The organism is Pseudomonas sp. EA_65y_Pfl2_P78, assembly GCF_963970495.1.
GTDB lineage: Bacteria > Pseudomonadota > Gammaproteobacteria > Pseudomonadales > Pseudomonadaceae > Aquipseudomonas > Aquipseudomonas baetica_A.
This window is the reverse complement of record NZ_CAXAON010000004.1, coordinates 44,389-69,370: the sequence shown is the minus strand read 5'-3', so window position 1 is coordinate 69,370 and position 24,982 is coordinate 44,389. Positions and strand designations below refer to the sequence as shown.

Below are 24,982 nucleotides of genomic sequence, written 5' to 3'. Positions count from 1 at the left end.
AATGGTCTTAACCCGGATTCACCCCCCAGAACCCGGGTTTTTTTTGCCTGCGATTCAGGCTTTTACATGGGCCTGCGGGAACAGACGCTTGAAGTTTTCGGTGGTCTGCTCGGCAAAACGCTCGTAGTTTTCGCCACGCAGCATCGCCAGAAACTCTGCCACTTCGCGCACGTACTGGGGCAGGTTCGGTTTGCCGCGATAAGGGACAGGCGCCAGGTACGGCGAGTCGGTTTCGACCAGCAGGCGATCGGCCGGGACTTTGCTCGCCACATCGCGCAACGCGTCAGCATTGCGGAACGTGACGATGCCGGACAAGGAAATGTAATAACCCATGTCCAACGCAGCTTTCGCCATGTCCCAATCTTCGGTAAAGCAATGCAGCACCCCTGCTTGGGGCAGCGCCGCCTCGCGCAGCAGCGCAAGGGTATCGGCGCGGGCACCGCGGGTGTGGATGATCACCGGTTTGCCGGTCTGCTGCGCGGCCTGCAAGTGCAGACGGAACGACTCTTGCTGCAGCTCGGCGGCTTCCGGTTCGTAGTGGTAATCCAGACCGGTTTCACCAATCGCCACCACTTTCGGATGATTGAGTTCGTGCAACAGCCAGTCCAGCGCTGGCGCCGCGCCAGGCTGTACGTCCAGCGGATGCACGCCAACCGAGCAATCAATGTCGTCATAACGCTCAGCAAGGGCTTTGACGTCGGCAGCGTTATCGGCACTCACGCCGATGCACAGAAAGTGCCCGACCCCGCGCTCGCGAGCGGCATCCAGTGCAGCATCCAGCGAGCCGTCATGGGCAGCGAGGTCAAGGCGATCAAGGTGACAATGGGAATCTACGAGCATAAAAAGGCAGCTACTTACATCGTATGAGTGGGACGGTCGGATTTCAGCGCTCCGGCCAGATGGGTTTCGATGCGACTACGGGCCGTGTTGTCGCCCTCGTTGAACTGAACGCCGACACCGGCGGCGCGGTTGCCTTGCGCACCTTTGGGGGTGATCCAGGCGACCTTGCCGGCGACCGGAATCTTTTCCGCTTCATCCATCAGGTTCAGCAGCATGAACACCTCATCGCCCAACTTGTAGCTCTTGTTGGTCGGGATGAACAGACCACCGTTCTTGATGAACGGCATATAAGCGGCATAAAGCACGGATTTGTCCTTGATGGTCAGGGACAAAATGCCGTTGCGCGGCCCGGGGCTGACAGGTTCGTTCATGTTGACCTCCACTGCTGATGCTCAGAGTCTAGGTACACATTCTTATCTTTGGCCAGGCAATCCCGCCCATTGCACCAACAACGCCTCCAGCAACAGTGTCGGGTTGAGGTTGGCCTTGCTCAGGACTTTCTGCCGCTGGGCGAGAATCCAGTCCTGAATATCGAGGACTTTGCCCTGCGCACTTTTCTGCGCGAGGTACTGCACAACCTTACGCATATCGGTCAGGCCAAGACCGGCTTCGTCCTGCGTCAGTTGATAACGCAAGATCAGGCTCGACCAATCGCAAAACCAATCGAACAGACGCAGCATTGGAATGCTTTTCCATTCTTCGGCCAGTTGCGTCGGCGATTGCTGCTGCTTGAGCAGCTTCTTCACACCTTCGACCACTTGCGCGCGCTGATCGCGCACACCTTGAGACTGAAGGCTGACCGCCGCCAATGGCGAGCCCGCCGCCAACGTCAACAGCTCGACACGCTCCTCTGCGGAACATTCCGGCAGCGCCTGAGCCAGCCATTGCAGGCTCATCGCCTCACTCGGCAACGGACAGGCCTGCTGCACGCAGCGACTCTTGATCGTTGGCAACAAACGGCTCGGCTGGTGACTGACCAACAGCAATACCGTGTCGCCGGAAGGCTCTTCAAGACTTTTGAGCAAGGCGTTTGCGGCGTTGATGTTCATCGACTCCACCGGCTCGACCAACACCACCTTGCGCCCGCCCAGTTGTGCGGTCTGCACCACGAAGCTGACCAGATCACGCACCTGATCGACCTTGATTGCCTTGTCGGCCTCTTCCGGTTCGAGGATGTAATTGTCCGGGTGGCTGCCAGCCTTGAGCAGCAAGCAGGATTTGCACTCACCGCAGGCTTCAGGCGTCGGACGCTGGCACAACAGGCTGGCCATTAGCCGCTCCGCCAAGGCCCGCTTACCGATACCGGCCGGGCCATGTAGCAGATAGGCGTGGGCGTGCTGGCTACGTCCGGCCAGATGCTGCCAGAGGCTGTCTTGCCACGGATAGGCCTCAGCCACGGCTCAGCTCCAGCAAACGCGGCAGCAATGTATCCAGCGATTGCTGGACTTGTGCCAACGGCTGACCGGCATCGATCCGCACGTAACGCGAAGGATCGGCTTCAGCACGCTTGAGAAACGCGCCGCGCACCGCTTCGAAAAATGCCCGTCCTTCAAGCTCGAAACGATCCAGACGCCCCCGCGCACTGGCACGGGCCAGGCCGATTTCCACCGGCAGATCGAAAATCAGCGTCAGATCCGGGCGCAGATCACCCTGTACGAAGGTTTCCAGCGTCGCGATACGCTCCAGCGACAAACCGCGACCAGCGCCCTGATAGGCATATGTCGAATCAGTGAACCGGTCACACAACACCACTGCACCACGGGCCAGAGCCGGACGGATCACTTCAGCCAGATGCTGGGCACGCGCGGCGAAAACCAGCAACAGCTCGGCGTCCGGATTCATGACTTCGTCGGCCGGCGCCAGCAGCACGTCGCGAATCCGTTCGGCCAGCGCAGTACCGCCGGGCTCACGGGTCAACAGCACCTCGATACCGGCGGCGCGCAGGCGCTCTGCCAGGTATTCGCGGTTGGTGCTCTTGCCGGCGCCTTCCGGGCCTTCCAAGGTAATAAACAAGCCAGTCACAGGCAGTCCTTAATCAAAGTCATTGCGTGTCTTGTGGTGCCGCAGCGTCCGGTGCAGCCTCCTGAGGCGAAACCTGCGGCGGCGACTCAGGCGCAGTTTGCGGTGATGCTGCAGGTTTCGCTTCATCGGATGCCGGAGCCGCCTCAGGCGTGACCGCTGGCGCCGGACTGGAGCGGTAATCGGCGCGTCGCTTGAGCTGGAACTCGCGCACCGCACGATTATGTGCATCGAGGTCGTCAGAGAAGACATGGCTGCCGTCGCCACGTGCGACGAAGTAGAGACTGGTGCCCTCCACCGGGTTCAACGCAGCGTGAATCGCTTCACGCCCAACCATTGCAATCGGCGTCGGCGGCAGGCCAGGAATCACGTAGGTGTTATAAGGCGTCGGCTCTCGCAAATGAGCACGGGTCAGCTTGCCGGTGTAACGATCGCCCAAGCCATAAATCACTGTTGGATCGGTCTGCAATTGCATGCCCACCGCCATCCGACGCACAAAGACGCCGGCAATCTGACCGCGTTCCTGCGGCACGCCGGTTTCCTTCTCAACCAGCGAGGCCATGATCAGCGCTTGATAAGGCTCACTGTAAGGCGCGTCGGCGGAGCGATTTTCCCACTCCTTGGCCAATACTTCGTCGAGACGATCAAAGGCCTTTTTCAGCAGTTCGGTATCGGACATGCCGCGCTCGAAGCGATAGGTATCAGGGAAGAAACGACCTTCCGGGAACAACCCCTTGTGGCCGATCTTCGCCATGACGTCGCTGTCGCTAAGACCATTGAGGGTGTGCTCGATTTTTTCGTCTTTGGCCAACGCCGCGCGCACTTGATGGAAATTCCATCCTTCAACCAACGTCAGGCTGTACTGAACCACCTCCCCACGCTTCCACAAGTCGATCAGACCATCGACAGTCATGCCCGGCTGCATGCGGTATTCACCGCTGTGGATTGGCGTACCGGCAAGATTGAACCGCCAATAAACCCGTAGCCAGAATGCGTCCTTGATGACGCCATCGGTTTCGAGCTCGAGGAAAGTCCGGGTCGGTGTGGAACCTTTCGGCACATCCAGCAGCTCTTCCTGCGTGATGTTCAGAGGCTGCTCCAGTGCGGAGTGAATCTTCCAGGCGCTGGCGCCCAACAGCAACCCTGCCAGAACCAATCCGGTTTCCAGCAGCAGCAAAAGTTTACGTCTCACGAATCAGGCATCCAGTAGGGCGCGGGCAATGGTTTGCAGTTTACGGGTGAGCGGGCCAACCGGCCAGCTCAGCGCAGCGTAGGCACGTACCGGCCAAACGCCATAAACGCTATTGCAGAGAAAGACTTCATCGGCCCATTGCAGCTGTTCAAGGCTGATATCGGCGATTTGTGTGGGGATGGTCAAAGACTCGGCCTGAAACAATATTTCGGCGCGCATCACACCAGCCACGCCGCAACGCTTCAAATCAGGTGTGATCAACACCCCATCACGCACCAGAAACAGGTTGCTGAACACCCCTTCGATGACTCGACCGGCCTGATCGAGCATCAAGCCTTCAGCGTGTTCGCTGTCCTGCCATTCGGCGCGGGCGATGACTTGTTCCAGGCGATTGAGGTGTTTCAGACCCGCCAACAAGGGCTGGCTGGCCAATCGCGTGCTGCAAGGAAAGAGGCGAATGCCAAGTTGCGCGTGGACAGCGGGGTAAGCGGCAGGAGGGTTGCCTTGCAGAATGCGTCGACCCTGCGCCGCAGGATCTGGCGCATAACCGCGCAAACCATCGCCCCGCGTGAGGATAAGCTTGAGCACGCCCTCGCCCATCGCCGCCGCATAGCTCAGCAGCTCTTGGCGAATCAGTTCGATGTCGGTCGCAATGGCCAGACGCGAACAGCCATCGGCCAGTCGCGCCAGATGCCGATCCAACAGCACCGGCTGGCCGCCACGCACGGCAACGGTCTCGAACAGACCATCGCCGTAAGCCAGGCCGCGATCTTTCAGCGACAGCGTGTCAGCCGGTTGACCGTCGACCCAGCAGTCCATCAACCTGCGAACCGGCGGAACGCCAAGGTACCGTTGGTACCGCCAAAACCGAAGGAGTTGGACAGCACGACGTCGATATCCATGTTGCGCGCAGTGTGCGGCACAAAATCGAGATCGCAGCCTTCGTCGGGCTCTTCAAGGTTAATCGTCGGTGGTGCCACCTGGCCGTTGATTGCCAGCACGCTAAAGATCGCTTCGACCGCGCCCGCCGCACCCAACAGGTGACCGGTCATGGACTTGGTAGAACTGACCGCCATTTTGTAGGCGTGATCACCGAACACGGTCTTGATTGCGTTGGCTTCGGCAAGATCGCCAGCCGGCGTCGAAGTGCCGTGGGCGTTGATGTACTGCACTTGATCGGCATTGATCTTCGCGTCACGCAGTGCATTGGTGATGCAGCGGGCTGCACCGGCGCCGTCGGCGGGCGGCGAAGTCATATGGAACGCGTCGCCGCTGGTACCGAAACCAATCAGCTCGGCATAGATGGTCGCGCCACGAGCCTTGGCGTGTTCGAGCTCTTCGAGGACCAACGCACCGGCACCGTCGGACAGCACGAAACCATCACGGCCCTTGTCCCAAGGACGGCTGGCACGGGCCGGCTCGTCATTGCGGGTCGACAGCGCACGGGACGCGCCGAAGCCACCCATGCCCAGACCGCACGCCGCCATTTCGGCACCGCCGGCGATCATCACGTCGGCTTCGTCATACATGATGTTGCGCGCCGCCATACCAATGCAGTGCGTACCGGTGGTACACGCGGTGGCGATGGCGTAGTTAGGTCCCTGTGCCCCCAGATGGATCGACAGGAAACCGGAAATCATATTGATGATCGAGCCTGGCACAAAGAACGGTGAAATTCGGCGCGGCCCCGTCTCATGCAGGGTACGGCTGGTTTCTTCAATGTTGGTCAGGCCGCCGATACCCGAACCCATGGCGACGCCAATGCGTTCACGGTTGGCGTCAGTGACTTCCAGACCGGCATTGCGCACGGCTTGAAAGCCTGCGGCGAGGCCGTACTGAATGAACAGGTCAAGCTTGCGCGCTTCCTTGACCGACAGGTATTCCTCGACATTGAAGCCCTTTACCGAGCCGCCAAAGCGGGTGGAATAGGCAGAAAGGTCGGTGTGTTCGATCAGACCAATGCCACTACGGCCAGCCAGAATGCCCTGCCAACTGCTCGGCACATCCGTGCCCAGTGGCGACAACATACCCATACCGGTGACTACGACGCGTCTACGCGACACAGCACTCTCCTTTTTCAAATGACGATTTTGCATCAGGCCTAAAGAAAAAACCGCACGCCATGATGGCAGTGCGGTTTTTCCATGACAGCAAGCAACGATTACAAACTATTACGCCTGGTGGCTGGTAACGTAATCGATTGCAGCTTGTACTGTAGTGATCTTCTCAGCTTCTTCGTCAGGGATTTCGGTCTCGAATTCCTCTTCCAGAGCCATCACCAGCTCAACGGTGTCAAGGGAGTCGGCACCCAGGTCTTCAACGAAGGAAGCAGTGTTAACCACTTCTTCTTCTTTAACGCCCAGTTGCTCGGCGACGATTTTCTTGACGCGCTCTTCGATGGTGCTCATACCTTGTTTTCACTCCTAATGGACAAATTCAGGCAGCTGGCCGGTGGGTAAGTGTATAGAAAGACTTTTCAGCTTTTCAACTGAAAGCTTCACTCCTCAAACCCTGCAGCCCTCTGTCTATAAATAGATTGCAGCTTTATAACGGATTTTAGACAGCTCGTATGACATTCTTTTGAAGCAATCCGTCACATTTTACTCACATGTACATCCCACCGTTCACCGGGATTGTAGCCCCAGTAACGTATGCCGCACCGTCGGATGCAAGAAAAGCGACCACAGACGCGATCTCTTGAGCTTGCCCCAGACGACCCAGCGGAATCTGCGTCTGCAAGGCTTCACGCTGTGCTTCAGGCAGTTCGCGGGTCATATCGGTGTCGATAAACCCTGGGGTTACCGAGTTGACCGTAATCGAACGCGAACCGACTTCACGCGCCATTGCACGGCTGAAACCTTCCAGACCGGCCTTGGCGGCTGCATAGTTTACTTGGCCTGCGTTGCCCATGGCACCCACCACCGAGCCAATACTGATAATTCGTCCCCAACGCGCCTTGGTCATGCCACGCAGAACGCCCTTGGACAGGCGATACAGACTGTTCAGATTGGTATCGATCACGTCGTACCATTCATCGTCTTTCATGCGCATCATCAGGTTATCGCGGGTGATACCGGCATTATTGACCAGGATTGCCGGCGCACCGAACTGCTCCTGAATGCTCGCCAGTACACTGCTGACCGATTCGTCACTGGTGACGTTGAGTTCCAGACCGGTACCCTGAATGCCATGTTCTTTCAGAGTAGCGGAGATAGCCTCGGCACCCTTGGAAGAAGTCGCGGTACCAATGACGGTAGCGCCCTGACGACCCAGTTCCAGTGCGATGGCCTGGCCGATACCGCGGCTTGCACCGGTGACCAGTGCAACTTTACCTTGCAGACTCATGCAAGCTTCTCCTGATTCAGGCTTGCGCTGCGCGAGCGGCAGCGAAAGCGTCTGGGGTATTGAGGTTGGAAGTCGCAACGCCTTCGGCGCAACGTTTGTTCAGACCGGCAAGCACCTTGCCCGGCCCGCATTCGACCAGATTGGTCGCGCCTTTCGCAGCCAGAGTCTGTACCGACTCGACCCAGCGAACTGGCTTGTAGAGTTGTTCGAGCAGATCACGCTTGAGGGTTTCCAGATCGACCGGCACTTGCGCGCTGACGTTCTGTACCACAGGGATCTGCGGCGCCTGCCAGTCGATGACGGCGATGGCGGCGGCAAAGCGTTCGGCAGCCGGACGCATCAGCTCGCAGTGCGACGGCACGCTTACCGGCAAGGGCATGGCACGCTTGGCGCCACGCGCCTTGCAGCCTTCAATGGCACGCTCGACAGCCGCCCTGGCACCCGCAATAACCACCTGGCCCGGCGAGTTGAAGTTGACGGCGCTGACCACTTCGCCTTGCGCCGCTTCAGCACAGGCTGCGAGCACGTCGGCGTCTTCCAGGCCAAGGATGGCAGCCATGCCACCCTGCCCGGCCGGTACGGCCTCCTGCATCAACTGACCACGGCGCTCAACGAGCTTCACCGCGTCAGCCAGCTTCAGGCTACCTGCAGCAACCAGCGCACTGTATTCACCCAGGCTATGACCGGCAACGAAAGCTGGACGCACGCCACCTTCAGCCAGCCACAGACGCCAAAGGGCAATCGATGCAGTCAGAATGGCCGGCTGGGTTTTATCGGTTTGATTGAGCAGCTCTTCCGGCCCTTGCTGGGTCAGCGCCCAAAGGTCATAGCCCAGAGCATCGGATGCTTCTTTGAAAGTTTCGAGGATCAATGGATGTTGCGCGCCCAACTCGGCCAGCATGCCGAGGGACTGCGAACCCTGTCCTGGAAAGACGAATGCGAGGGAAGCAGACATGTAACAAGCCCCTAATGATCTTGTCGTCGAATAATGACGCCCCACTTGGGGACGCAAGAAACTGACAGTTGGATGGCCCTTTGAACCGGGCGGTCACATTTAAGCATTGTCCGACGAAAACGCCTAAGACAACAAATCCTCCAGACGACCGTGGAGACGCTCCGGCAGGTTCTCCTGAATCTCGATCAACGCGCGCTCGATAGCACTCTGAAAGCCTTGAACCCCGGCCGACCCGTGACTTTTCACCACAATGCCCTGCAAACCCAGAAAGCTTGCGCCGTTATGTCGCGCCGGCGCCAGATCAGCCTGCAAGCGCTTCATCAATGGCAACGCCAAGGCACCGACAGCGCGCGTGGCGAGGTTACGCCTGAACAGCGCCTCGATACGCGCCGCGATCATCGTCGCCAGCCCTTCGCTGGACTTGAGCAGGATATTGCCGACAAAGCCATCGCATACCACCACGTCCGCCTCACCGCGATACAACCCGTCGCCCTCGACAAACCCGATGTAGTTAATCCCTCGCGCCGCTTGCAACAAGGTGGCCGCCAGCTTGACTTGCTGATTACCCTTGATGTCTTCGGTGCCGATGTTCAACAGAGCCACGCGCGGATGGGCGATGCCCAGCGTCTGCGCCGCCACCGAGCCCATCACAGCGAACTGCAAAAGATGCTCGGCACTGCAATCGACATTGGCGCCCAGATCAAGCAACTGGCAATACCCCTTCTGTGTCGGGATCGCCGCAACCATGGCTGGCCGATCAATGCCAGGCAACGTTTTGAGGACAAATCGCGACAGCGCCATCAACGCCCCTGTATTGCCAGCACTGACACAGGCCTGAGCCTTGCCATCACGCACCAACTCCAAGGCGACACGCATCGACGAATCCGGCTTGCCACGCAAGGCTTGGGTCGGTTTCTCGTCCATTGTGATGACTTCAGACGCCGCAACAATTGTCAGGCGCGCGCGATCGGCAGCCGATTGGCCGTTGATCAATTCTTCAAGAAGGGAGGGTTGACCGACGAGGGTCAGGTACAGCGAGGGCGTAGCAGAAAGGCAAGCAAGGCTGGCCTGAACAATGCTGCGGGGACCGAAGTCCCCGCCCATTGCGTCAATCGCGATGACTTGAGCGGACAAGTGATTACTCGTCAGCGCCCTTGTCGATCACTTTACGGCCACGGTATACGCCTTCTGGCGATACGTGGTGACGCAGGTGAACTTCACCGGTGGTTTTTTCTACAGACAGGGTGCTAGCCTCGAGAGCGTCGTGCGAACGGCGCATGTCACGGGCAGAGCGGGATTTTTTGTTCTGCTGAACAGCCATAATTGATTAACTCCTAAACGTTTGGGTCACGCTTTAACTGCGCCAATACACTGAACGGGTTGGACCGCGTTACCTCGTCCTCGCTCGGTTCGGGCTCATCTGCTCCCGCCGGCTGCTGGCATTCTTCCGGATGATGAGCAGGCACAATGGGCAAGGCGAGCAGAAGCTCCTCCTCGATCAGTGACTGCAGATCCAATGGATCTTCGCCCAGTTCCAGCACGTCATAACCTTTCGGTAACGACTGGGTATTCGCACCCTCCTTCACCACGGCGTAACTGCATTCGCTGTGGATCGGCAGGGTGACCAGCTCAAGACAACGCTGGCAAACCATTTTGACTTCGGTGTCGATAAAGCTGTGGATCACCACAGATTTACGTTCATCTCGTTCAAAAACGAATTTCGCCTGCACCGTACCGACATTGTCGGAAAGCGGGTCGCAGAGTCTCTTCAAATCGGCCAGCAGCAGTTCACCTTGAAGGGTGGTGCCACGGTCAGCCAATTTGCGCGGGTCAACGTGAGGTGGAATCGGGTCATTCAACATAGGCGCAGCATTATAGGGATGCACCCACCCATGTCAAAGGAAATTGTGCCCTGTCCGTCACTTGCACGCCTGCGCTAGAATCCACACCTCCCTCAGGAGACGCGAATGCTGCCTTTATTACTCGCTTCAAGCTCGACTTATCGCCGCGAATTACTTGCCCGCCTGCACTTGCCGTTCACCTGCACTTCGCCGGATATCGACGAAAGCCACCGCCCCGGCGAGCCGGCGATCGAACTGGTCAAACGCCTCGCCGAACAAAAAGCCCGAGCATTGGCCCACAACCACCCCGCTCATCTGATTATCGGCTCCGATCAAGTCGCCGTGTTCGGCGAGCAGATCATCGGCAAGCCGCACACCTTCGAGAAAGCCTGCGAGCAACTGATGGCTGCCAGTGGTGCCAGCGTGACCTTCCTCACCGGCCTCGCCCTGCTCAACAGCCAGACCGGCCAATGCCAGGTCGACTGCGTGCCGTTCACCGTACATATGCGGCAACTCGATCTGGCGCGCATCGAGCGTTACCTGCGCATCGAGCAACCCTACGACTGCGCTGGCAGCTTCAAGGCCGAAGGCCTGGGCGTGAGCCTGTTCCAGTCCACCGAAGGCCCGGACGCCACCAGCCTGATCGGCTTGCCACTGATTCGCCTGATCGACATGCTGCTGGCTGAGGGAATGCAGATCCCTTAAAGCAAAAGATCGCAGCCTTCGATAGCTCCCAGGAACTGCCGCAGACTGCGATCTTTTGATCTTTAAAACAACTCAGCGCAACGAAGGACCGTGGAACCCCATCCACATCGCCAACTGCTCAGCAACGCTTGCACCAAGCTTCTTCGAGAAGCGATCGAACGGCGATTCCTGAACAGTGAAGTCAACCAGTTCTTTCTCACCGATCACGTCACGCGCCACCGAACTGGCGCTACCCAAGCCATCGATCAAGCCCAATGGCAGCGCCTGCTCACCCGACCAGACCAGCCCGGAGAACAGCTCCGGATGCTCTTTATCCTTCAGGCGATCGCCGCGCCCTTGCTTGACGCTATTGATGAACTGCTTGTGCGTGGTATCCAGCACACTTTGCCAGAACGCGGTTTCTTCAGGTTTCTGCGGCTGGAACGGATCAAGGAACGACTTGTGCTCGCCCGAGGTGTAGGTGCGACGCTCAACACCCAGTTTCTCCATGGTGCCAACAAAACCGTATCCAGCAGCGGTCACACCAATGGAACCCACCAGACTCGCCTTATCGGCATAGATCTGATCCGCCGCACTGGCAATGTAATAGGCACCGGACGCACCGAGATCGGAAATCACCGCATACAGCTTGGTGTCCGGGTGCAGACCGCGCAAACGCTTGATCTCGTCATAGACATACCCCGACTGCACCGGACTACCGCCAGGACTGTTGATACGCAGGATGACACCCTTGACTTTCTTGTCTTCGAACGCTGCGCGCAAGGCGCCGACAATGTTGTCAGCACTGGCCGATTCCTTATCGGCGATCACGCCGGCAACATCGATCAGCGCGGTGTAGTTCGTGCCGCGAGCGGCGCTCTTTTCCATATCCATCAGCGGCGTGAACAGGATCAACGCAACAAACAGATAAACAAACGTCAGAAGCTTGAAGAAAATCCCCCAACGCCGCGAGCGACGTTGCTCCTGCACACCGGCGAGCAGGGTCTTTTCCAACAGCTTCCAGCTTTTCTCGTCACCGCCGTCGGCACTTGCCTTGGCCGGTGCCTTCCATTCGTCGGTCATGCCATTCACCCCAGCAAAAACGTATTAGGCCCGCTGCCCCAGCCAGGCATGCAATTCGGAAAAACGATCGATCGACAGACGCGGCTCGAACTGCTGCAGTGATTCAATCGATTGCGCGCCATAACTGACCGCCACCGACTCCATCCCCGCGTTACGCGCCATTAATAGATCGAAGGACGAGTCCCCCACCATCAGCGCCTGCTCCGCACGCACACCGCAATGAGCAAGAATCTGCTCCAGCATCAGAGGGTGCGGTTTACTCGCAGTTTCATCGGCAGCACGGGTAATGTCGAAATACTCTTCCCAGCCATTAGCCTTGAGCACCCGATCCAGTCCGCGACGATTCTTGCCGGTCGCGATTGCCAGGTGATAACCCTGCTCGCGAAAGGATGCCATCGACTCGACGACACCCTCGAACAACGGCGAAGGCACGGCTTCTGCAGCGATGTAGTGATCTGCGTAATACTCGCGGAACGCAACCATTTCGGTATCGCTGATCTCGGGGTACAACGTGCGAATCGCCTCGGGCAAACCCAGGCCAATGATGCCCTTGACGGCAAAGTCATCGCGCAACTCGAAACCGGACCGCCCGGACGCGGAATGCATCGCCTCGACAATCCGGCCAATGGAATCGGCCAGCGTACCGTCCCAATCGAAAATCAGCAGTTTGTAATCAGGGTGCGGCACTCAGGCGCTCCACAGTCTTGGCCCACATTTCATCGACCGGGGCCTGCAAGGTCAGCTTGCCACCGTCAGGCAGCGGCACGGTCAGCATGTAAGCGTGCAGAAAAAGGCGCTTGCCGCCCAGATCGCGGATTTCCTTGGTGAAATCGTCATCGCCGTACTTGCTGTCGCCAGCAATGCAATGCCCGGCGTGCAGGGTGTGGACGCGAATCTGGTGGGTACGACCAGTAACAGGCTTGGCCTCGACCATGGTGGCGAAATCGCCGAAGCGGCGCAGCACCTTGAACACAGTCAGGGCTTCTTTGCCCTCGTCGTTGACTTCAACCATGCGCTCACCGGAACGCAGGTTGCTCTTGAGCAATGGCGCACTGACCTGCTTGATCGAGGTCGCCCAATTACCACGAACCAGCGCCATGTAGCGCTTGTCGACACCATCGCCACGCAATTTTTCGTGCAAGTGACGCAGCATGCTGCGTTTCTTGGCAATCATCAGCAAGCCGGAAGTGTCACGATCGAGACGATGGACCAGTTCCAGCTCCTTTGTATCGGGACGCAACTGACGAAAGGCTTCGATCACGCCGAAATTCAGACCGCTGCCACCATGAACCGCAATGCCGGCGGGCTTGTTGATCACGATCAGCGCCTTGTCTTCGTAGACGATCGATGCTTCCAGACGCTGCAACAGTCCCTGGGCCAAAGGCACCGGTTCATCACGCTCCGGCACGCGAACCGGCGGCACGCGCACGATATCGCCGGCCTGCAGTTTGTATTCAGGCTTGATCCGTCCCTTGTTCACGCGCACTTCGCCTTTACGCAAAATGCGGTAAATCAAGGTCTTGGGCACGCCTTTGAGCCGGGCGAGGAGAAAGTTGTCGATTCGTTGGCCGGCATACTCCGGCGAGACTTCAAGCAATTGAACGCCTGGAGTCGAAGGGGCAGTAGTTGTCATGCCGCGGATGATAACAATTTTTATGGAATTGAAGCACTTAATCATTGCTGCTATAGTCGCGAACGCCGCCAAAAGCGGCCTGGGCAGCGGAACCACGGTCAAAAACCGGCCCTGACCAACGCAATTCACCAGGACGCGAGGCCGTCCTACGGGGCTTTCGCTACGTAACGGTGGAGTTTGCAGTTGTAACAAGCGCAGGTGACATGAGGCCTGAATTACACCGCCGAGCAGAGTTTTTACTCGTCTGGCAGGCAGATATTCACGGCCAGTTCACAAAGTGCAGTCAGCTGCGAATGACCCCGAGCGAACGCTTCGGAAACATCGCCTAAATTAGCCATGATGCGTGACCTCCCCTTTCGGAGTTCACGGTAAATGCCAACCCGCTGCGGATTCTGCGCGCGGCAGCACCCGAATTATCAGGGATACGTGTAGGGTGGAGATGCACAACCGCTGGACTGTGTAGCAATAGGCTTTATCAAGACGCTTCATCTCGTCCACAGCCACTGGTTGATTCCTCCTCCTGACTGAGTGCTTAAGTAGCCACAGCAAGCAGGACGCGTACGTCGCGGTATCGGCCCAATTGGTCGCACATCGCTGGACACGGGAATGGCCAACCACTCCCGACGCACCTGACACCGACCGTGAGAAGTCGTGTGTGCCGAACGCCGTTTCCGGCAGCCCGGAAACCGACGGTACTACATGAAAAGAATGCTGATTAACGCAACTCAACCCGAAGAGTTGCGTGTTGCACTGGTAGATGGCCAACGCCTCTACGACCTGGACATCGAATCCGGTGCACGCGAGCAGAAGAAGGCCAACATCTATAAAGGCCGCATCACTCGCATCGAACCAAGCCTTGAGGCTGCCTTTGTCGATTTTGGCTCCGAGCGCCACGGCTTCCTGCCCCTCAAAGAAATCTCCCGCGAATACTTCAAGAAAGCCCCCGAAGGCCGCGTCAACATCAAGGACGTCCTGAGCGAAGGCCAGGAAGTCATCGTTCAGGTTGAAAAAGAAGAACGTGGCAACAAGGGCGCAGCCCTGACCACCTTCATCAGCCTGGCCGGTCGTTACCTGGTGCTGATGCCGAACAACCCGCGTGCCGGCGGTATCTCCCGTCGCATCGAAGGCGAAGAGCGCAACGAACTGCGTGAAGCACTGAACGGCCTGGTTGCCCCGGCCGACATGGGTCTGATCGTGCGCACTGCAGGCCTTGGCCGCAGCAGCGAAGAAATGCAGTGGGACCTCGACTACCTGCTGCAACTGTGGACCGCCATCAAAGAAGCCTCGCTGGATCGCTCCGCGCCATTCCTGATTTACCAGGAAAGCAACGTGATCATCCGCGCGATCCGCGATTACCTGCGCCAGGACATCGGCGAAGTGCTGATCGACAGCGTTGAAGCCCAGGACGAAGCCCTGACTTTCATCCGCCAGGTAATGCCGCAGTACGCCAGCAAGATCAAGCTGTACGAAGACAGCGTTCCGCTGTTCAACCGTTTCCAGATCGAAAGCCAGATCGAGACCGCCTTCCAGCGCGTCGTCGAACTGCCTTCCGGCGGTTCCATCGTTATCGATCCGACCGAAGCGCTGGTGTCCATCGACATCAACTCGGCGCGCGCCACCAAAGGCAGCGACATCGAAGAAACCGCTCTGCAGACCAACCTTGAAGCGGCTGAAGAAATCGCCCGTCAGTTGCGCCTGCGCGACATCGGCGGCCTGATCGTCATCGACTTCATCGACATGACCCCCGCCAAGAACCAGCGCGCCGTGGAAGAGAAAGTCCGCGAATGCCTGGAAGCCGACCGCGCTCGCGTGCAGATCGGCCGTATCTCGCGCTTCGGCCTGCTGGAAATGTCCCGTCAGCGCCTGCGCCCATCCTTGGGCGAAAGCAGCGGCATCGTCTGCCCGCGTTGCAACGGCACCGGCATCATCCGTGACGTTGAATCGCTGTCGCTGGCGATCCTGCGCCTGATCGAAGAAGAAGCCCTGAAAGACCGCACTGCCGAAGTTCGCGCCCAGGTGCCGATCCCGGTGGCTGCGTTCCTGCTCAACGAAAAACGCAACTCGATCACCAAGATCGAACTGCGCACTCGTGCCCGTATCGTCATCCTGCCAAACGACCACCTCGAAACGCCGCACTTCGAAGTTCAGCGTTTGCGTGATGACAGCCCGGAAGCCGCGACCAACCAGTCCAGCTACGAAATCGCCGCTGCCGCTGCCGACGTCGAAGAAGTCCAGCCAGCCGCCGCAACCCGCACCTTGGTTCGCCAGGAAGCCGCGGTCAAGACCGCACCAGCCCGCGCCAACGCTCCGGTTCCGACCGAAGTGGCCGCACCTGCTGCACCAGCACCAGCTCCAGTGGCCGCGCCAGAGCCAAGCCTGTTCAAAGGTCTGGTGAAGTCGCTGGTCAGCCTGTTCGCGACCAAAGAAGAGCCCGCCGCGCCGGTGGTCGTTGAAAAACCAGCTACCGAGCGTCCAGCCCGCAACGAAGAACGTCGCAACGGTCGCCAGCAGAGCCGCAACCGTAATGGTCGTCGCGATGAAGAGCGCAAGCCGCGCGAAGAACGTGCACCGCGTGAAGAACGCGCCCCTCGCGAGCCGCGTGAAGAGCGCCAGCCACGTGAGACCCGCGAAGAACGTGCACCTCGCGAAGCTCGCACTGAAGCGCCAGCCGCCCGCGAAGAACGCGCACCTCGCGCACCTCGTGAAGAACGCGCCCCACGTGCGCCGCGTGAAGACCGCAAGCCTCGTGGCGAGCGTGAAGAACGTGTACGCGAACTGCGCGAGCCACTGGATGCCGCTCCAGCAGCCGCCGCTGCCGCCGTTAATGCAGAAGAGCGTCCGGCCCGCCAGCCTCGCGAAGAGCGCGCACCGCGCCCGCCGCGTGAAGAGCGTCAACCGCGTGCAGAGCAGGCCGCTGCTGCCGTCGTTGAAGACGAAGTGATCACCAATGAAGAGCAACTGCCGGAAGATGGTTCGGAGAACGCCGAAGGCGATCGTCCACGTCGTCGCTCCCGCGGCCAGCGTCGTCGCAGCAACCGTCGCGAGCGTCAGCGTGATGCCAACGGCAACGTGATCGAAGGATCGGAAGAATCCGAGTCCGGCGAAAACGCTGAAGCACCAAGCGCTGCCGATCTGGCCGCTGGCCTGGCTGTTACCACCGCCGTCGCCAGCAGCGTCATCAGCGCTCCGGCTGAAGCGCAAGCCAACGAGCAAGCCGAACGCGCCACTGCCGCTACACTGGAAACTGCTCCAGTTGAAGCACCGGTGGTTGAAGCAACCACTCCAGTGGAAGTGACGGCGGCTCCGGAAGTCGAAGTGGCACCGGTTCGCGAAATTCAAGCCCAGGTTGAAGCCCAGCCTCAGATTGAAATCGCTGCCGAACCTGCTTTCGTAGCCCAAGAGCCCGTTGTCGTTGCAGAGCCGGTTGTCGAAACCGTCGCTGAAAACGTGACCGAAAGCGTGCGTGAAGTTCGCGAAGAGCAAACTGCATTCAACTGGGTTGCAGAGCCAACCGTAGCCGAAGCGCCAGCGCCTGCTGCTGAAGCTGAAGTGCCACAAGCCACGGTGTCCGAGCCAGTGGTTGCCGCTGCCGAACCTGCTCCAGCGCCGGTCGTCGAAGCGCCAGTGGTTGCCCAAGCCCCAGCGGTTGAAGCGCCTGTAGTCAGCGCGCTGACGCCAAACGGCCGCGCTCCAAACGATCCACGCGAAGTGCGTCGTCGCAAGCGCGAAGAAGAACGTCTGCAGAAGGAAGCTGAACTGGCTGCCGCAGCTGCTCCTGCGGCTGAAGTGGTCGAGGCAGCTCCTGCCCCGGCTGCTGAAGAAGTCGTCGTTGAAGCAGCCATTGCTGAAGCGCCTCGCTCCGTTCAGGACGCGGCCGAGCATCACGAAGAGGCCCAGGAAAAAGAACACGAGCCTAAACCCCTCGTCTGATTCCAAAAGCCAATAAAAAGCCCCGCCTGAATATTCAGGCGGGGCTTTTTTTATGCTCACCGATTACCGTACCGGGATTGCGTGAAGAACAAAAAAAAGCCCGATCTCGCTAAAGCGTTCAATCGGGCTACAGCACTCAGGAGCAATAAGTGCAAAGGGAGGTTCGATGCGCGTAAAACCTTGAAGGGGTTGCGCCAGAGCACTAGAACATCCAGTGATTATCTGGCGATTAACCTATCAAGCGACGGAAGCCAGTTTGGCGTTGGCCTGGTTCAAGCCCTTCTCCTGAAAGTCGCCACCCAGGTTCATGCCTTCGGCATGAATGAAGGTCACGTCGTGGATACCGATAAAACCCATCACCTGACGCAGGTAAGGTTCTTGATGATCCGCCGGGCCGCCGGCGTAAATTCCGCCGCGAGCGGTCAGCACGTAGGCACGCTTGCCGCTCAGCAGGCCTTGCGGACCGGTGTCGGTGTACTTGAAGGTGACGCCGGCACGCAGCACATGGTCAAGCCAGGCCTTGAGGGTGCTCGGGATCGCAAAGTTGTACATCGGCGCGGCCATGACCAGCACGTCGGCAGCCAGCAGTTCATCGGTCAATTCGTTGGAGCGATCCAGAGAAGACTGTTCGCTGTCGCTGCGCTGATCGGCAGGCTTCATCCAGCCACCCAACAGGTTGATGTCCAGGTGCGGCACCGGGTTCACGGCGAGATCACGCACAGTGATCTGATCGTCGGGGTGCGCGGTTTTCCACTGATTGATGAAGGTCTGGGTCAACTGACGGGACACCGAGTCTTGCTGGCGGGCGCTGCTTTCGATGATCAGAACGCGGGACATGTTGTGTAGCCTCCATCCGAGAATGTTGTAGGTCGATGGAGTGAAGGTTAAACAGAGCTGAATCGATGAAAAAGCGCAAATAATTGCTGCAAAGCATCGAAAATTTAGTTTAGATGCAACTCAACCCTTTGAGAGTGAGCTTGCTGGCGAAGGCGATGTGTCAGCACGAGCATGGATGACTGATCTACCGCCTTCGCGAGCAAGCCCGCTTCCACAAGGGAGATTTGCTGTTATTTCGGGGTACAGGTCAGATCGATGCGCAGTTTGATAATGGTGCGGGTGAACTTGGCCGTGGCGTTTTTATGTTTGCCGGCCACGACTTCGATGTTACGTGTCCGTGGCGCCTCGGGACCGTTGCGGAACACCACTTTGCAGCTCGCGTCGACGTCGCCGTAGTTGGCCACCTGGATGGAGCCAATGTCGTTATCCGTGGCGAAACTCTGGTAGTCGATCTTCATGCCATTGAGATTTTTCTGCACATCGATCGGATACGCAAAGGCTGTCAACGGCAGCAGTGCCAGCACCACACAACAGAATTTTTTCATTCGACAGTCTCCAATGGGGACCGTCAGCTTAGGACAAGAGGAGCTATTGATGAAAGCGCCCCGCGTGACCCTGGATCAATGGCGAACATTGCAGGCCGTAGTCGACCACGGCGGATTCGCCCAGGCCGCCGAGGTTCTGCACCGTTCGCAGTCGTCGGTGAGTTACACCGTTGCCCGTATGCAGGATCAGCTCGGTGTGCCGTTGCTGCGGATCGACGGTCGTAAAGCGGTACTGACCGAAGCCGGCGGCGTGTTGCTACGCCGCTCGCGGCAACTGGTCAAACAGGCCAGTCAACTGGAAGATCTCGCCCATCACATGGAGCAAGGCTGGGAAGCGGAAGTGCGGCTGGTGGTCGATGCGGCTTATCCAAGCGCACGTATCGTGCGTGCGTTGACTGCGTTCATGCCACAGAGCCGTGGCTGTCGCGTGCGTCTGCGTGAGGAAGTGTTGTCGGGTGTCGAGGAGGTGCTGCTCGAAGGCGTGGCCGATCTGGCCATCACCGGCCTGAGCATTCCCGGTTACCTGGGCGCGGAGCTGAGCGACGTGGAGTTTGTTGCGGTTGCTCACCCAGACCACAGCCTGCATCGGCTCAATCGTGAACTGAGCTTCCAGGATCTGGAAACCCAGATGCAAGTGGTCATCCGCGACTCCGGTCGTCAACAGCCACGGGATGTCGGCTGGCTCGGCGCCGAACAGCGCTGGACCGTCGGCAGTCTCGCCACGGCCGCGACATTCGTCAGCAGCGGCCTGGGCTTTGCCTGGTTACCGCGACACATGATCGAACGGGAACTGAAAGAGGGATCGCTCAAGCTGCTACCGTTGGATCAGGGCGGCAGCCGCAACCCGAGTTTCTATCTGTATTCGAACAAGGACAAACCGCTGGGCCCGGCGACACAAATCCTCATCGAACTGTTGCGCACCTTCGACACCTTGCCGCTGGACGCACCGTTCGCCGCCCCTGAGCAAGTCTGACACGGAGTCCAGCGATGGCCTATTTTGCGCACGAAGGTTGCAACCTGCACTACGAGGAATATGGCCACGGCACGCCGTTGCTGCTGGTTCACGGGCTCGGCTCGAGCACGCTGGATTGGGAAATGCAGATCCCTGCGCTGGCCGCGCACTACCGGGTGATCGTCCCGGATATCCGTGGCCACGGGCGCTCGGACAAACCCCGCGAGCGCTACAGCATCGCGGGGTTCAGCGCCGATATGGTGGCGCTGATCGAGTATTTGAACCTTGGTCCGGTGCACTACGTCGGTCTGTCGATGGGCGGCATGATCGGCTTCCAGTTGGGTGTTGATCAGCCGCAGATGCTCAAGAGCCTGACCATCGTCAACAGCGCCCCTGAAGTCAAACTGCGCAGCCTCGACGACTATTGGCAATGGTTCAAACGCTGGAGCCTGATGCGCGTGCTGAGCCTGGCGACCATCGGCAAGGCGCTGGGCAGCAAACTGTTCCCAAAACCCGAACAGGCGAATCTGCGGCAGAAAATGGCGCAACGCTGGGCAAAAAACGACAAACGTGCTTATCTCGCCAGCTTCGATGCAATTGTTGGCTGGGGGGTTCAGGAACGACTTTCCCGGGTGACCTGTCCAACGCTCATCGTCAGTGCCGACCGTGATTACACACCTGTGGCACTTAAAGAAACCTATGTAAAACTGCTGCCCGATGCGCGGCTGGTGGTGATCGCTGATTCACGCCATGCCACCCCGCTCGATCAGCCCGAACGCTTCAATCAAACGCTGCTGGCGTTTCTCGCCGCAGCCGATACTCAATCTCAGGATCACTGACCCATGCTGAAAAAACTCGCCCTCGTCGCCGGCACCGTGCTGTTTGCTGCCAACCTGATGGCTGCTACCCCGGCCAAAGCGCCGCACGTGCTGCTGGACACCACCAATGGCCAGATCGAAATCGAACTGGACCCGGTCAAAGCGCCGATCAGTACCAAGAACTTTCTGGCGTACGTCGACAGTGGCTTCTACAACAACACGATTTTCCACCGTGTGATCCCGGGTTTCATGGCTCAGGGCGGTGGTTTCACCCAGCAGATGCAACAAAAGGACACCAAGGAACCGATCAAGAACGAAGCCAGCAATGGCCTGCATAACGTTCGCGGCACCTTGTCGATGGCCCGTACTTCCAATCCGAACTCGGCCACCAGCCAGTTCTTTATCAACGTCGCTGACAACGCTTTCCTCGATCCAGGCCGTGACGCCGGTTATGCGGTGTTTGCCAAAGTGGTCAAGGGCATGGACGTCGTCGACATCATCGTCAACTCGCAAACCACCACCAAAAGCGGCATGCAGAACGTGCCTGTCGACCCTGTGATTATCAAGTCGGCCAAACGCCTCGACTGAGTACAGCAGGGCATATCGAGCGGCGACGGCCTGATCCCGCGCCGCTCACACTGATAAAAGGAGAGCCCGTACTCCGGGCGGTTATCTGATGCTCTATCGCCGTTTTGAACAACTGATCGACATATTCCGCGACGCCCCGACGGCCTCTCCACCGGACCGTGTGCTCCCCTTCTATACCTATTACCTGAAGCAGGTCTGGCCGAGTTTCGCCGCCCTGCTGGTGGTCGGCCTGTTCGCCGCGCTGATCGAAGTGGCGCTGTTCAGTTACCTGAGTCGCATCATCGACCTGGCCCAAGGTACGCCAAATCCGAATTTCTTCAGCGATCACGCCCTCGAACTGACGTGGATGGTGGTGGTTGCGCTTGTGCTCAGACCGATTTTCTTCGGCCTGCACGACCTGCTGGTGCACCAGACGTTAAGCCCCGGCATGACCAGCATGATCCGCTGGCAGAACCACAGCTACGTGCTCAAGCAGAGCCTGAACTTCTTCCAGAACGACTTCGCCGGGCGCATTGCCCAGCGCATCATGCAGACCGGCAACTCGCTGCGTGATTCAGCAGTGCAGGCGGTGGATGCACTGTGGCATGTGGTGATCTACGCGATCAGCGCGCTGGTGCTGTTCGCCGAAGCCGACTGGCGTCTGATGGTCCCGTTGCTGACGTGGATCGTCGCCTACATCGGCGCACTCTGTTACTTCGTGCCGCGGGTCAAGGACCGCTCGGTGGAAGCCTCCGACGCACGTTCGAAACTGATGGGCCGAATCGTCGACGGCTACACCAATATCGCCACGCTCAAGCTGTTCGCTCACACTCATTTCGAACAGCACTACGCCAGGGAAGCGATCGAAGAACAAACCGTCAAAGCGCAAATGGCCGGCCGCGTGGTCACCAGCATGGACGTGGCGATCACCGCCATGAACGGCTTGCTGATCGTCGGCACAACCGCGCTGGCCCTGTGGCTGTGGACGCAATCGCTGATCACCGTCGGCGCGATTGCCCTGGCCACCGGTCTGGTGATCCGCATCGTCAACATGTCCGGCTGGATCATGTGGGTGGTCACGGGCATCTTCGAAAACATCGGCATGGTCCAGGACGGTCTGCGGACCATCTCGCAGCCGGTCAGCGTCACCGATCACGAACACGCCAAACCGCTGGCCGTGGCCAATGGCGAGGTGTGTTTCGAGCACGTCGATTTTCACTACGGCAAGAAGAAAGGCATCATCGGCGACCTCAACCTGACCATCAAACCGGGTGAAAAAATCGGTCTGATCGGGCCGTCCGGCGCCGGTAAATCAACCTTGGTCAACCTGCTGCTGCGCCTCTATGACGTCGAGGGCGGGCGCATCCTGATCGACGACCAGAACATCGCCGACGTCAGCCAGGAAAGCCTGCGTGAGCGGATCGGTATGATCACTCAAGACACGTCGCTGCTGCACCGTTCAATCCGCGACAACTTGCTGTATGGCAAGCCTGACGCGACTGACGCACAGCTTTGGGATGCCGCGCACAAGGCCCGTGCCGATGAGTTCATTCCGTTGCTGTCGGACGCTGAAGGCCGCACCGGCTTCGACGCGCATGTCGGCGAGCGCGGGGTGAAGCTGTCGGGCGGTCAACGTCAGCGCATCGCGATTGCCCGCGTGCTGCTCAAGGACGCGCCGATTCTGATCATGGACGAAGCAACCTCGGCCCTGGACTCGGAAGTCGAAGCGGCGATTCAGGAAAGCCTGGAAACCCTGATGCAGGGCAAAACAGTGATCGCCATTGCTCACCGCCTCTCGACTATCGCGCGCATGGATCGCCTGGTGGTGCTGGAAAACGGCAAGATCGCCGAGAGCGGCACCCACGCCGAACTGCTGGCCCATGGCGGACTGTATTCGCGGTTATGGGCGCACCAGACCGGCGGATTTGTCGGGATCGATTGATCATTGGGTCAATACAATTGCAATGTGGGAGTGAGGGTTTCGACATTGCCGCCGGCCTCGCCTCCAACGGTTACGGCGAGCATTCGCCCGGTCAGTATTCGATGGCGGCCGGGTTTGTCACCGAACGGGTGATGACTGCGATGTTTGTGATCATCATTCTGGGCGCCACCGATAAACGTGCACCGCCGGGCCTCGCACCGATTGCCATAGGTCTGGCGCTGACGTTGATCCACCTGATCTCGATTCCGGTGACCAATACCTCGGTGAACCCGGCGCGCAGTACCGGGCCGGCGCTGATGGTCGGCGGCTGGGCCATCGCGCAGTTGTGGATGTTCTGGGTGGCGCCGCTGTCGGGTGCGGTGGCCGGTGAAGTGATTTATCTCTGGTTGGGTAACGAAAAAACCTGAGTCCAACACAAAACCAAATGTGGGAGCGGGCTTGCTCGCGAAGGCGTGGTGTCAGGCAATATTTGCTGTACTGACACACCGCCTTCGCGAGCAAGCCCCACATTGGAGATTTAGGTTTGGCGGTAGGGCAAGGCTGCTCTCGCTTCTTCGGCGTAGGCCAGGACACCGGCGCGTTCCTGCTGCAGGAAGTCTTTTACCGCCGCTTTCAGACCCGGATGCCGCAGGTAATGCCACGAGTGAGTGATCACCGGTTCGAAGCCACGAATCAGTTTGTGCTCGCCCTGAGCACCGGCATCGAAACGCTGATAGCCCTGGGCAATCGCGTAGTCCATGCCCTGATAAAAACAGGTTTCAAAGTGCAGCCGATCAAATTCGGCAAGGCATCCCCAATAGCGCCCGTAAAAACTGTCACCGCCAACCAGACTGAAGGCCATGGCCACCGGCCGTGAGCCCTGCCTGGCCAGCACCACGCGGATCGATTCGGGCATGCGCGCGGCCAGCAAACTGAAAAACTCTCGCGTCAGATACGGTGTCTGCCGACGCACGGCGTAGGTATTGGCATAGCAGGCGTAGACGAAATCCCACTGCGATTCGTTTAGCTCTCGCCCTTGTAGCCATTCAAATTCGAAGCCCTGCCCCGCCACCTGCTCGCGCTCCTTGCGCATCTGTTTGCGCTTGCGCGAACTGAGCACGTCGAGAAAATCCTGAAAGTCGCGATAGCCTCGATTGTGCCAGTGATACTGACAGCCGATGCGCTGCAACCAGCCCGGCTGCTCGGCCATGGCGGCGTCGGTGAACGGATCGGTGAAATTGATGTGCGCGCCGGACAGCCCTTCGATTTCCAGATAACCCGGCAGGCTCTTGAGCAGCTCAAAACCGTCTTCGAACTTGGACGCCAGCAACCGAGGGCCGCTGACTGGACTGAACGGCACAGCCGTCAACAGTTTGGGGTAGTAATCGATTCCGGCTCGGGCGCAGGCATCTGCCCAGCCATGGTCGAACACATACTCGCCGTAGGAGTGCCACTTGCGGTAACCCGGCAAGGCGGCGATCAGCCGACCATCTTCGATGTGCAGTAAATGCTCCGGCTGCCAACCGGTGTGAGGGCCGACGCTGCCGCTGTCCTCCAGCGCACTGAGAAAAGCATGACGCAGAAACGGCTGATTGTCCGGCACCAATTCATCCCAAGTGGCCGGGGCGATTTCTGACAGGTTCTGCAGGCAGTGCAACGGCATCAAAGAGCTCTCCACTTCGGGGTTTCAGCGCTCGGCGAGTATCGCCGATTGCGCCGCATTGCACACCCGTCATCGGGCGACAGCGCTCTAGATCAATGGTTCACGGCCAACGCGTACCGTCATCAACCTGCCATCACCGTGCCACTGCCCTGTCATA

At 59.0% G+C, this 24,982-nt stretch carries 25 protein-coding genes and 1 pseudogene; 7 read left to right on the top strand and 19 right to left on the bottom strand.

Annotation, left to right across the window (positions count from 1 at the left end):
• Positions 1 to 54: 54 nt before the first annotated feature.
• From AACY02_RS05430 to AACY02_RS05370, 13 genes are all read right to left on the bottom strand, one after another.
• On the bottom strand, positions 55 to 840 hold the full coding sequence (locus tag AACY02_RS05430; RefSeq protein ID WP_339431075.1) for a TatD family hydrolase: 786 nt from the start codon (positions 838 to 840) through the stop codon (positions 55 to 57).
• A gap of 14 nt (positions 841 to 854) precedes the next feature.
• Positions 855 to 1,211: a PilZ domain-containing protein gene (locus AACY02_RS05425; protein ID WP_150651119.1), complete on the bottom strand. Its 357-nt coding sequence runs from the start codon at positions 1,209 to 1,211 to the stop codon at positions 855 to 857.
• A gap of 42 nt (positions 1,212 to 1,253) precedes the next feature.
• Positions 1,254 to 2,237: a DNA polymerase III subunit delta' gene (locus AACY02_RS05420; RefSeq protein ID WP_339431074.1), complete on the bottom strand. Its 984-nt coding sequence runs from the start codon at positions 2,235 to 2,237 to the stop codon at positions 1,254 to 1,256.
• Positions 2,230 to 2,862: a dTMP kinase gene (gene tmk / locus AACY02_RS05415; RefSeq protein ID WP_339431073.1), complete on the bottom strand. Its 633-nt coding sequence runs from the start codon at positions 2,860 to 2,862 to the stop codon at positions 2,230 to 2,232. Before tmk ends, AACY02_RS05420 begins: the two co-directional genes overlap by 8 nt.
• A 19-nt stretch (positions 2,863 to 2,881) precedes the next feature.
• Entirely contained in the window at positions 2,882 to 4,051 is a 1,170-nt protein-coding gene (gene mltG / locus AACY02_RS05410; protein ID WP_339431072.1) for an endolytic transglycosylase MltG, read from the bottom strand.
• 3 nt (positions 4,052 to 4,054) lie between these two features.
• Positions 4,055 to 4,870 carry an aminodeoxychorismate lyase gene (gene pabC, locus AACY02_RS05405; protein ID WP_339431071.1) on the bottom strand — a complete coding sequence of 272 codons (816 nt, stop codon included), beginning with the start codon at positions 4,868 to 4,870 and terminating at the stop codon, positions 4,055 to 4,057.
• The gene (gene fabF, locus AACY02_RS05400; protein ID WP_339431070.1) at positions 4,870 to 6,114 is read right to left on the bottom strand and encodes a beta-ketoacyl-ACP synthase II; all 1,245 of its coding nucleotides are present in this window, start codon (positions 6,112 to 6,114) and stop codon (positions 4,870 to 4,872) included. Before fabF ends, pabC begins: the two co-directional genes overlap by 1 nt.
• Before the next feature lie 108 nt (positions 6,115 to 6,222).
• Positions 6,223 to 6,459 carry an acyl carrier protein gene (gene acpP, locus AACY02_RS05395; RefSeq protein ID WP_003175607.1) on the bottom strand — a complete coding sequence of 79 codons (237 nt, stop codon included), beginning with the start codon at positions 6,457 to 6,459 and terminating at the stop codon, positions 6,223 to 6,225.
• A 196-nt stretch (positions 6,460 to 6,655) separates the two neighbouring features.
• On the bottom strand, positions 6,656 to 7,396 hold the full coding sequence (gene fabG, locus AACY02_RS05390) for a 3-oxoacyl-ACP reductase FabG (protein WP_339431069.1): 741 nt from the start codon (positions 7,394 to 7,396) through the stop codon (positions 6,656 to 6,658).
• A gap of 16 nt (positions 7,397 to 7,412) precedes the next feature.
• Entirely contained in the window at positions 7,413 to 8,351 is a 939-nt protein-coding gene (fabD, locus tag AACY02_RS05385) for an ACP S-malonyltransferase (protein ID WP_339431068.1), read from the bottom strand.
• A gap of 123 nt (positions 8,352 to 8,474) precedes the next feature.
• Positions 8,475 to 9,485, bottom strand: coding sequence for a phosphate acyltransferase PlsX (plsX, locus tag AACY02_RS05380; protein WP_339431067.1), 1,011 nt, complete (start codon positions 9,483 to 9,485; stop codon positions 8,475 to 8,477).
• Between the two features lie 4 nt (positions 9,486 to 9,489).
• Positions 9,490 to 9,672 (bottom strand): 50S ribosomal protein L32, encoded by a 183-nt coding sequence (rpmF, locus tag AACY02_RS05375; protein ID WP_003179396.1) that lies wholly within the window; start codon positions 9,670 to 9,672, stop codon positions 9,490 to 9,492.
• A 13-nt stretch (positions 9,673 to 9,685) separates the two neighbouring features.
• Complete coding sequence (locus AACY02_RS05370; protein WP_014339505.1) at positions 9,686 to 10,213, bottom strand: YceD family protein; 528 nt, start codon at positions 10,211 to 10,213, stop codon at positions 9,686 to 9,688.
• 105 nt (positions 10,214 to 10,318) lie between these two features.
• Here AACY02_RS05370 and AACY02_RS05365 point away from each other — a divergent pair, with 105 nt between their 5' ends.
• Entirely contained in the window at positions 10,319 to 10,897 is a 579-nt protein-coding gene (locus tag AACY02_RS05365; protein WP_339431066.1) for a Maf family protein, read from the top strand.
• A 72-nt stretch (positions 10,898 to 10,969) separates the two neighbouring features.
• Here AACY02_RS05365 and sppA read toward each other — a convergent pair whose 3' ends face one another.
• From sppA to rluC, 3 genes are read right to left on the bottom strand one after another with little or no spacing between them, the layout of a single operon-like run.
• On the bottom strand, positions 10,970 to 11,959 hold the full coding sequence (gene sppA, locus AACY02_RS05360) for a signal peptide peptidase SppA (RefSeq protein WP_339431065.1): 990 nt from the start codon (positions 11,957 to 11,959) through the stop codon (positions 10,970 to 10,972).
• 24 nt (positions 11,960 to 11,983) lie between these two features.
• A complete protein-coding gene (locus tag AACY02_RS05355; protein WP_339431064.1) occupies positions 11,984 to 12,646 on the bottom strand; it encodes an HAD-IA family hydrolase in 663 nt (220 codons plus the stop codon).
• Positions 12,633 to 13,592, bottom strand: coding sequence for a 23S rRNA pseudouridine(955/2504/2580) synthase RluC (gene rluC, locus AACY02_RS05350; protein ID WP_339431063.1), 960 nt, complete (start codon positions 13,590 to 13,592; stop codon positions 12,633 to 12,635). Before rluC ends, AACY02_RS05355 begins: the two co-directional genes overlap by 14 nt.
• A 699-nt stretch (positions 13,593 to 14,291) precedes the next feature.
• On the opposite strand from rluC, the gene rne reads away from it, so the two are divergent.
• On the top strand, positions 14,292 to 17,522 hold the full coding sequence (gene rne, locus AACY02_RS05345; protein WP_339431062.1) for a ribonuclease E: 3,231 nt from the start codon (positions 14,292 to 14,294) through the stop codon (positions 17,520 to 17,522).
• Between the two features lie 237 nt (positions 17,523 to 17,759).
• On the opposite strand, the gene AACY02_RS05340 is transcribed toward rne, so the two are convergent.
• Together AACY02_RS05340 and AACY02_RS05335 are read right to left on the bottom strand one after the other, a co-directional pair.
• Complete coding sequence (locus AACY02_RS05340) at positions 17,760 to 18,359, bottom strand: FMN-dependent NADH-azoreductase (protein ID WP_339431061.1); 600 nt, start codon at positions 18,357 to 18,359, stop codon at positions 17,760 to 17,762.
• A gap of 230 nt (positions 18,360 to 18,589) precedes the next feature.
• A complete protein-coding gene (locus AACY02_RS05335) occupies positions 18,590 to 18,904 on the bottom strand; it encodes a 3-phosphoglycerate kinase (RefSeq protein ID WP_221729354.1) in 315 nt (104 codons plus the stop codon).
• Positions 18,905 to 18,953: 49 nt separating this feature from the next.
• Here AACY02_RS05335 and AACY02_RS05330 point away from each other — a divergent pair, with 49 nt between their 5' ends.
• The 5 genes and pseudogenes from AACY02_RS05330 to AACY02_RS05310 all read left to right on the top strand — a co-directional run.
• The gene (locus tag AACY02_RS05330) at positions 18,954 to 19,877 is read left to right on the top strand and encodes a LysR family transcriptional regulator (protein ID WP_339431060.1); all 924 of its coding nucleotides are present in this window, start codon (positions 18,954 to 18,956) and stop codon (positions 19,875 to 19,877) included.
• 14 nt (positions 19,878 to 19,891) lie between these two features.
• A complete protein-coding gene (locus AACY02_RS05325) occupies positions 19,892 to 20,695 on the top strand; it encodes an alpha/beta fold hydrolase (protein WP_339431059.1) in 804 nt (267 codons plus the stop codon).
• 3 nt (positions 20,696 to 20,698) lie between these two features.
• Positions 20,699 to 21,262, top strand: coding sequence for a peptidylprolyl isomerase (locus AACY02_RS05320; protein ID WP_339431058.1), 564 nt, complete (start codon positions 20,699 to 20,701; stop codon positions 21,260 to 21,262).
• Positions 21,263 to 21,350: 88 nt separating this feature from the next.
• Complete coding sequence (locus AACY02_RS05315; protein WP_339431057.1) at positions 21,351 to 23,183, top strand: ABC transporter ATP-binding protein; 1,833 nt, start codon at positions 21,351 to 21,353, stop codon at positions 23,181 to 23,183.
• A gap of 26 nt (positions 23,184 to 23,209) precedes the next feature.
• Positions 23,210 to 23,590, top strand: a pseudogene (locus AACY02_RS05310) (aquaporin); the annotation flags it as partial.
• 110 nt (positions 23,591 to 23,700) lie between these two features.
• Here AACY02_RS05310 and AACY02_RS05305 read toward each other — a convergent pair.
• Complete coding sequence (locus AACY02_RS05305; RefSeq protein ID WP_339431056.1) at positions 23,701 to 24,825, bottom strand: GNAT family N-acetyltransferase; 1,125 nt, start codon at positions 24,823 to 24,825, stop codon at positions 23,701 to 23,703.
• Between the last annotated feature and the right edge of the window lie 157 nt (positions 24,826 to 24,982).

Excerpts from the sequence above, each read along its gene's own strand:
- AACY02_RS05335 (WP_221729354.1), bottom strand. The coding sequence starts at position 18,904 with ATGAAAAAATTCTGTTGTGTGGTGCTGGCACTGCTGCCGTTGACAGCC.
- pabC (WP_339431071.1), bottom strand. The coding sequence starts at position 4,870 with ATGGACTGCTGGGTCGACGGTCAACCGGCTGACACGCTGTCGCTGAAA.
- acpP (WP_003175607.1), bottom strand. The coding sequence starts at position 6,459 with ATGAGCACCATCGAAGAGCGCGTCAAGAAAATCGTCGCCGAGCAACTG.
- AACY02_RS05370 (WP_014339505.1), bottom strand. The coding sequence starts at position 10,213 with ATGTTGAATGACCCGATTCCACCTCACGTTGACCCGCGCAAATTGGCT.
- AACY02_RS05430 (WP_339431075.1), bottom strand. The coding sequence starts at position 840 with ATGCTCGTAGATTCCCATTGTCACCTTGATCGCCTTGACCTCGCTGCC.
- sppA (WP_339431065.1), bottom strand. The coding sequence starts at position 11,959 with ATGACCGACGAATGGAAGGCACCGGCCAAGGCAAGTGCCGACGGCGGT.
- AACY02_RS05305 (WP_339431056.1), bottom strand. The coding sequence starts at position 24,825 with ATGCCGTTGCACTGCCTGCAGAACCTGTCAGAAATCGCCCCGGCCACT.
- rluC (WP_339431063.1), bottom strand. The coding sequence starts at position 13,592 with ATGACAACTACTGCCCCTTCGACTCCAGGCGTTCAATTGCTTGAAGTC.
- AACY02_RS05330 (WP_339431060.1), top strand. The coding sequence starts at position 18,954 with ATGAAAGCGCCCCGCGTGACCCTGGATCAATGGCGAACATTGCAGGCC.
- AACY02_RS05325 (WP_339431059.1), top strand. The coding sequence starts at position 19,892 with ATGGCCTATTTTGCGCACGAAGGTTGCAACCTGCACTACGAGGAATAT.
- rne (WP_339431062.1), top strand. The coding sequence starts at position 14,292 with ATGAAAAGAATGCTGATTAACGCAACTCAACCCGAAGAGTTGCGTGTT.
- AACY02_RS05315 (WP_339431057.1), top strand. The coding sequence starts at position 21,351 with ATGCTCTATCGCCGTTTTGAACAACTGATCGACATATTCCGCGACGCC.
- AACY02_RS05425 (WP_150651119.1), bottom strand. The coding sequence starts at position 1,211 with ATGAACGAACCTGTCAGCCCCGGGCCGCGCAACGGCATTTTGTCCCTG.
- rpmF (WP_003179396.1), bottom strand. The coding sequence starts at position 9,672 with ATGGCTGTTCAGCAGAACAAAAAATCCCGCTCTGCCCGTGACATGCGC.
- fabG (WP_339431069.1), bottom strand. The coding sequence starts at position 7,396 with ATGAGTCTGCAAGGTAAAGTTGCACTGGTCACCGGTGCAAGCCGCGGT.
- AACY02_RS05365 (WP_339431066.1), top strand. The coding sequence starts at position 10,319 with ATGCTGCCTTTATTACTCGCTTCAAGCTCGACTTATCGCCGCGAATTA.
- AACY02_RS05340 (WP_339431061.1), bottom strand. The coding sequence starts at position 18,359 with ATGTCCCGCGTTCTGATCATCGAAAGCAGCGCCCGCCAGCAAGACTCG.
- AACY02_RS05320 (WP_339431058.1), top strand. The coding sequence starts at position 20,699 with ATGCTGAAAAAACTCGCCCTCGTCGCCGGCACCGTGCTGTTTGCTGCC.
- fabD (WP_339431068.1), bottom strand. The coding sequence starts at position 8,351 with ATGTCTGCTTCCCTCGCATTCGTCTTTCCAGGACAGGGTTCGCAGTCC.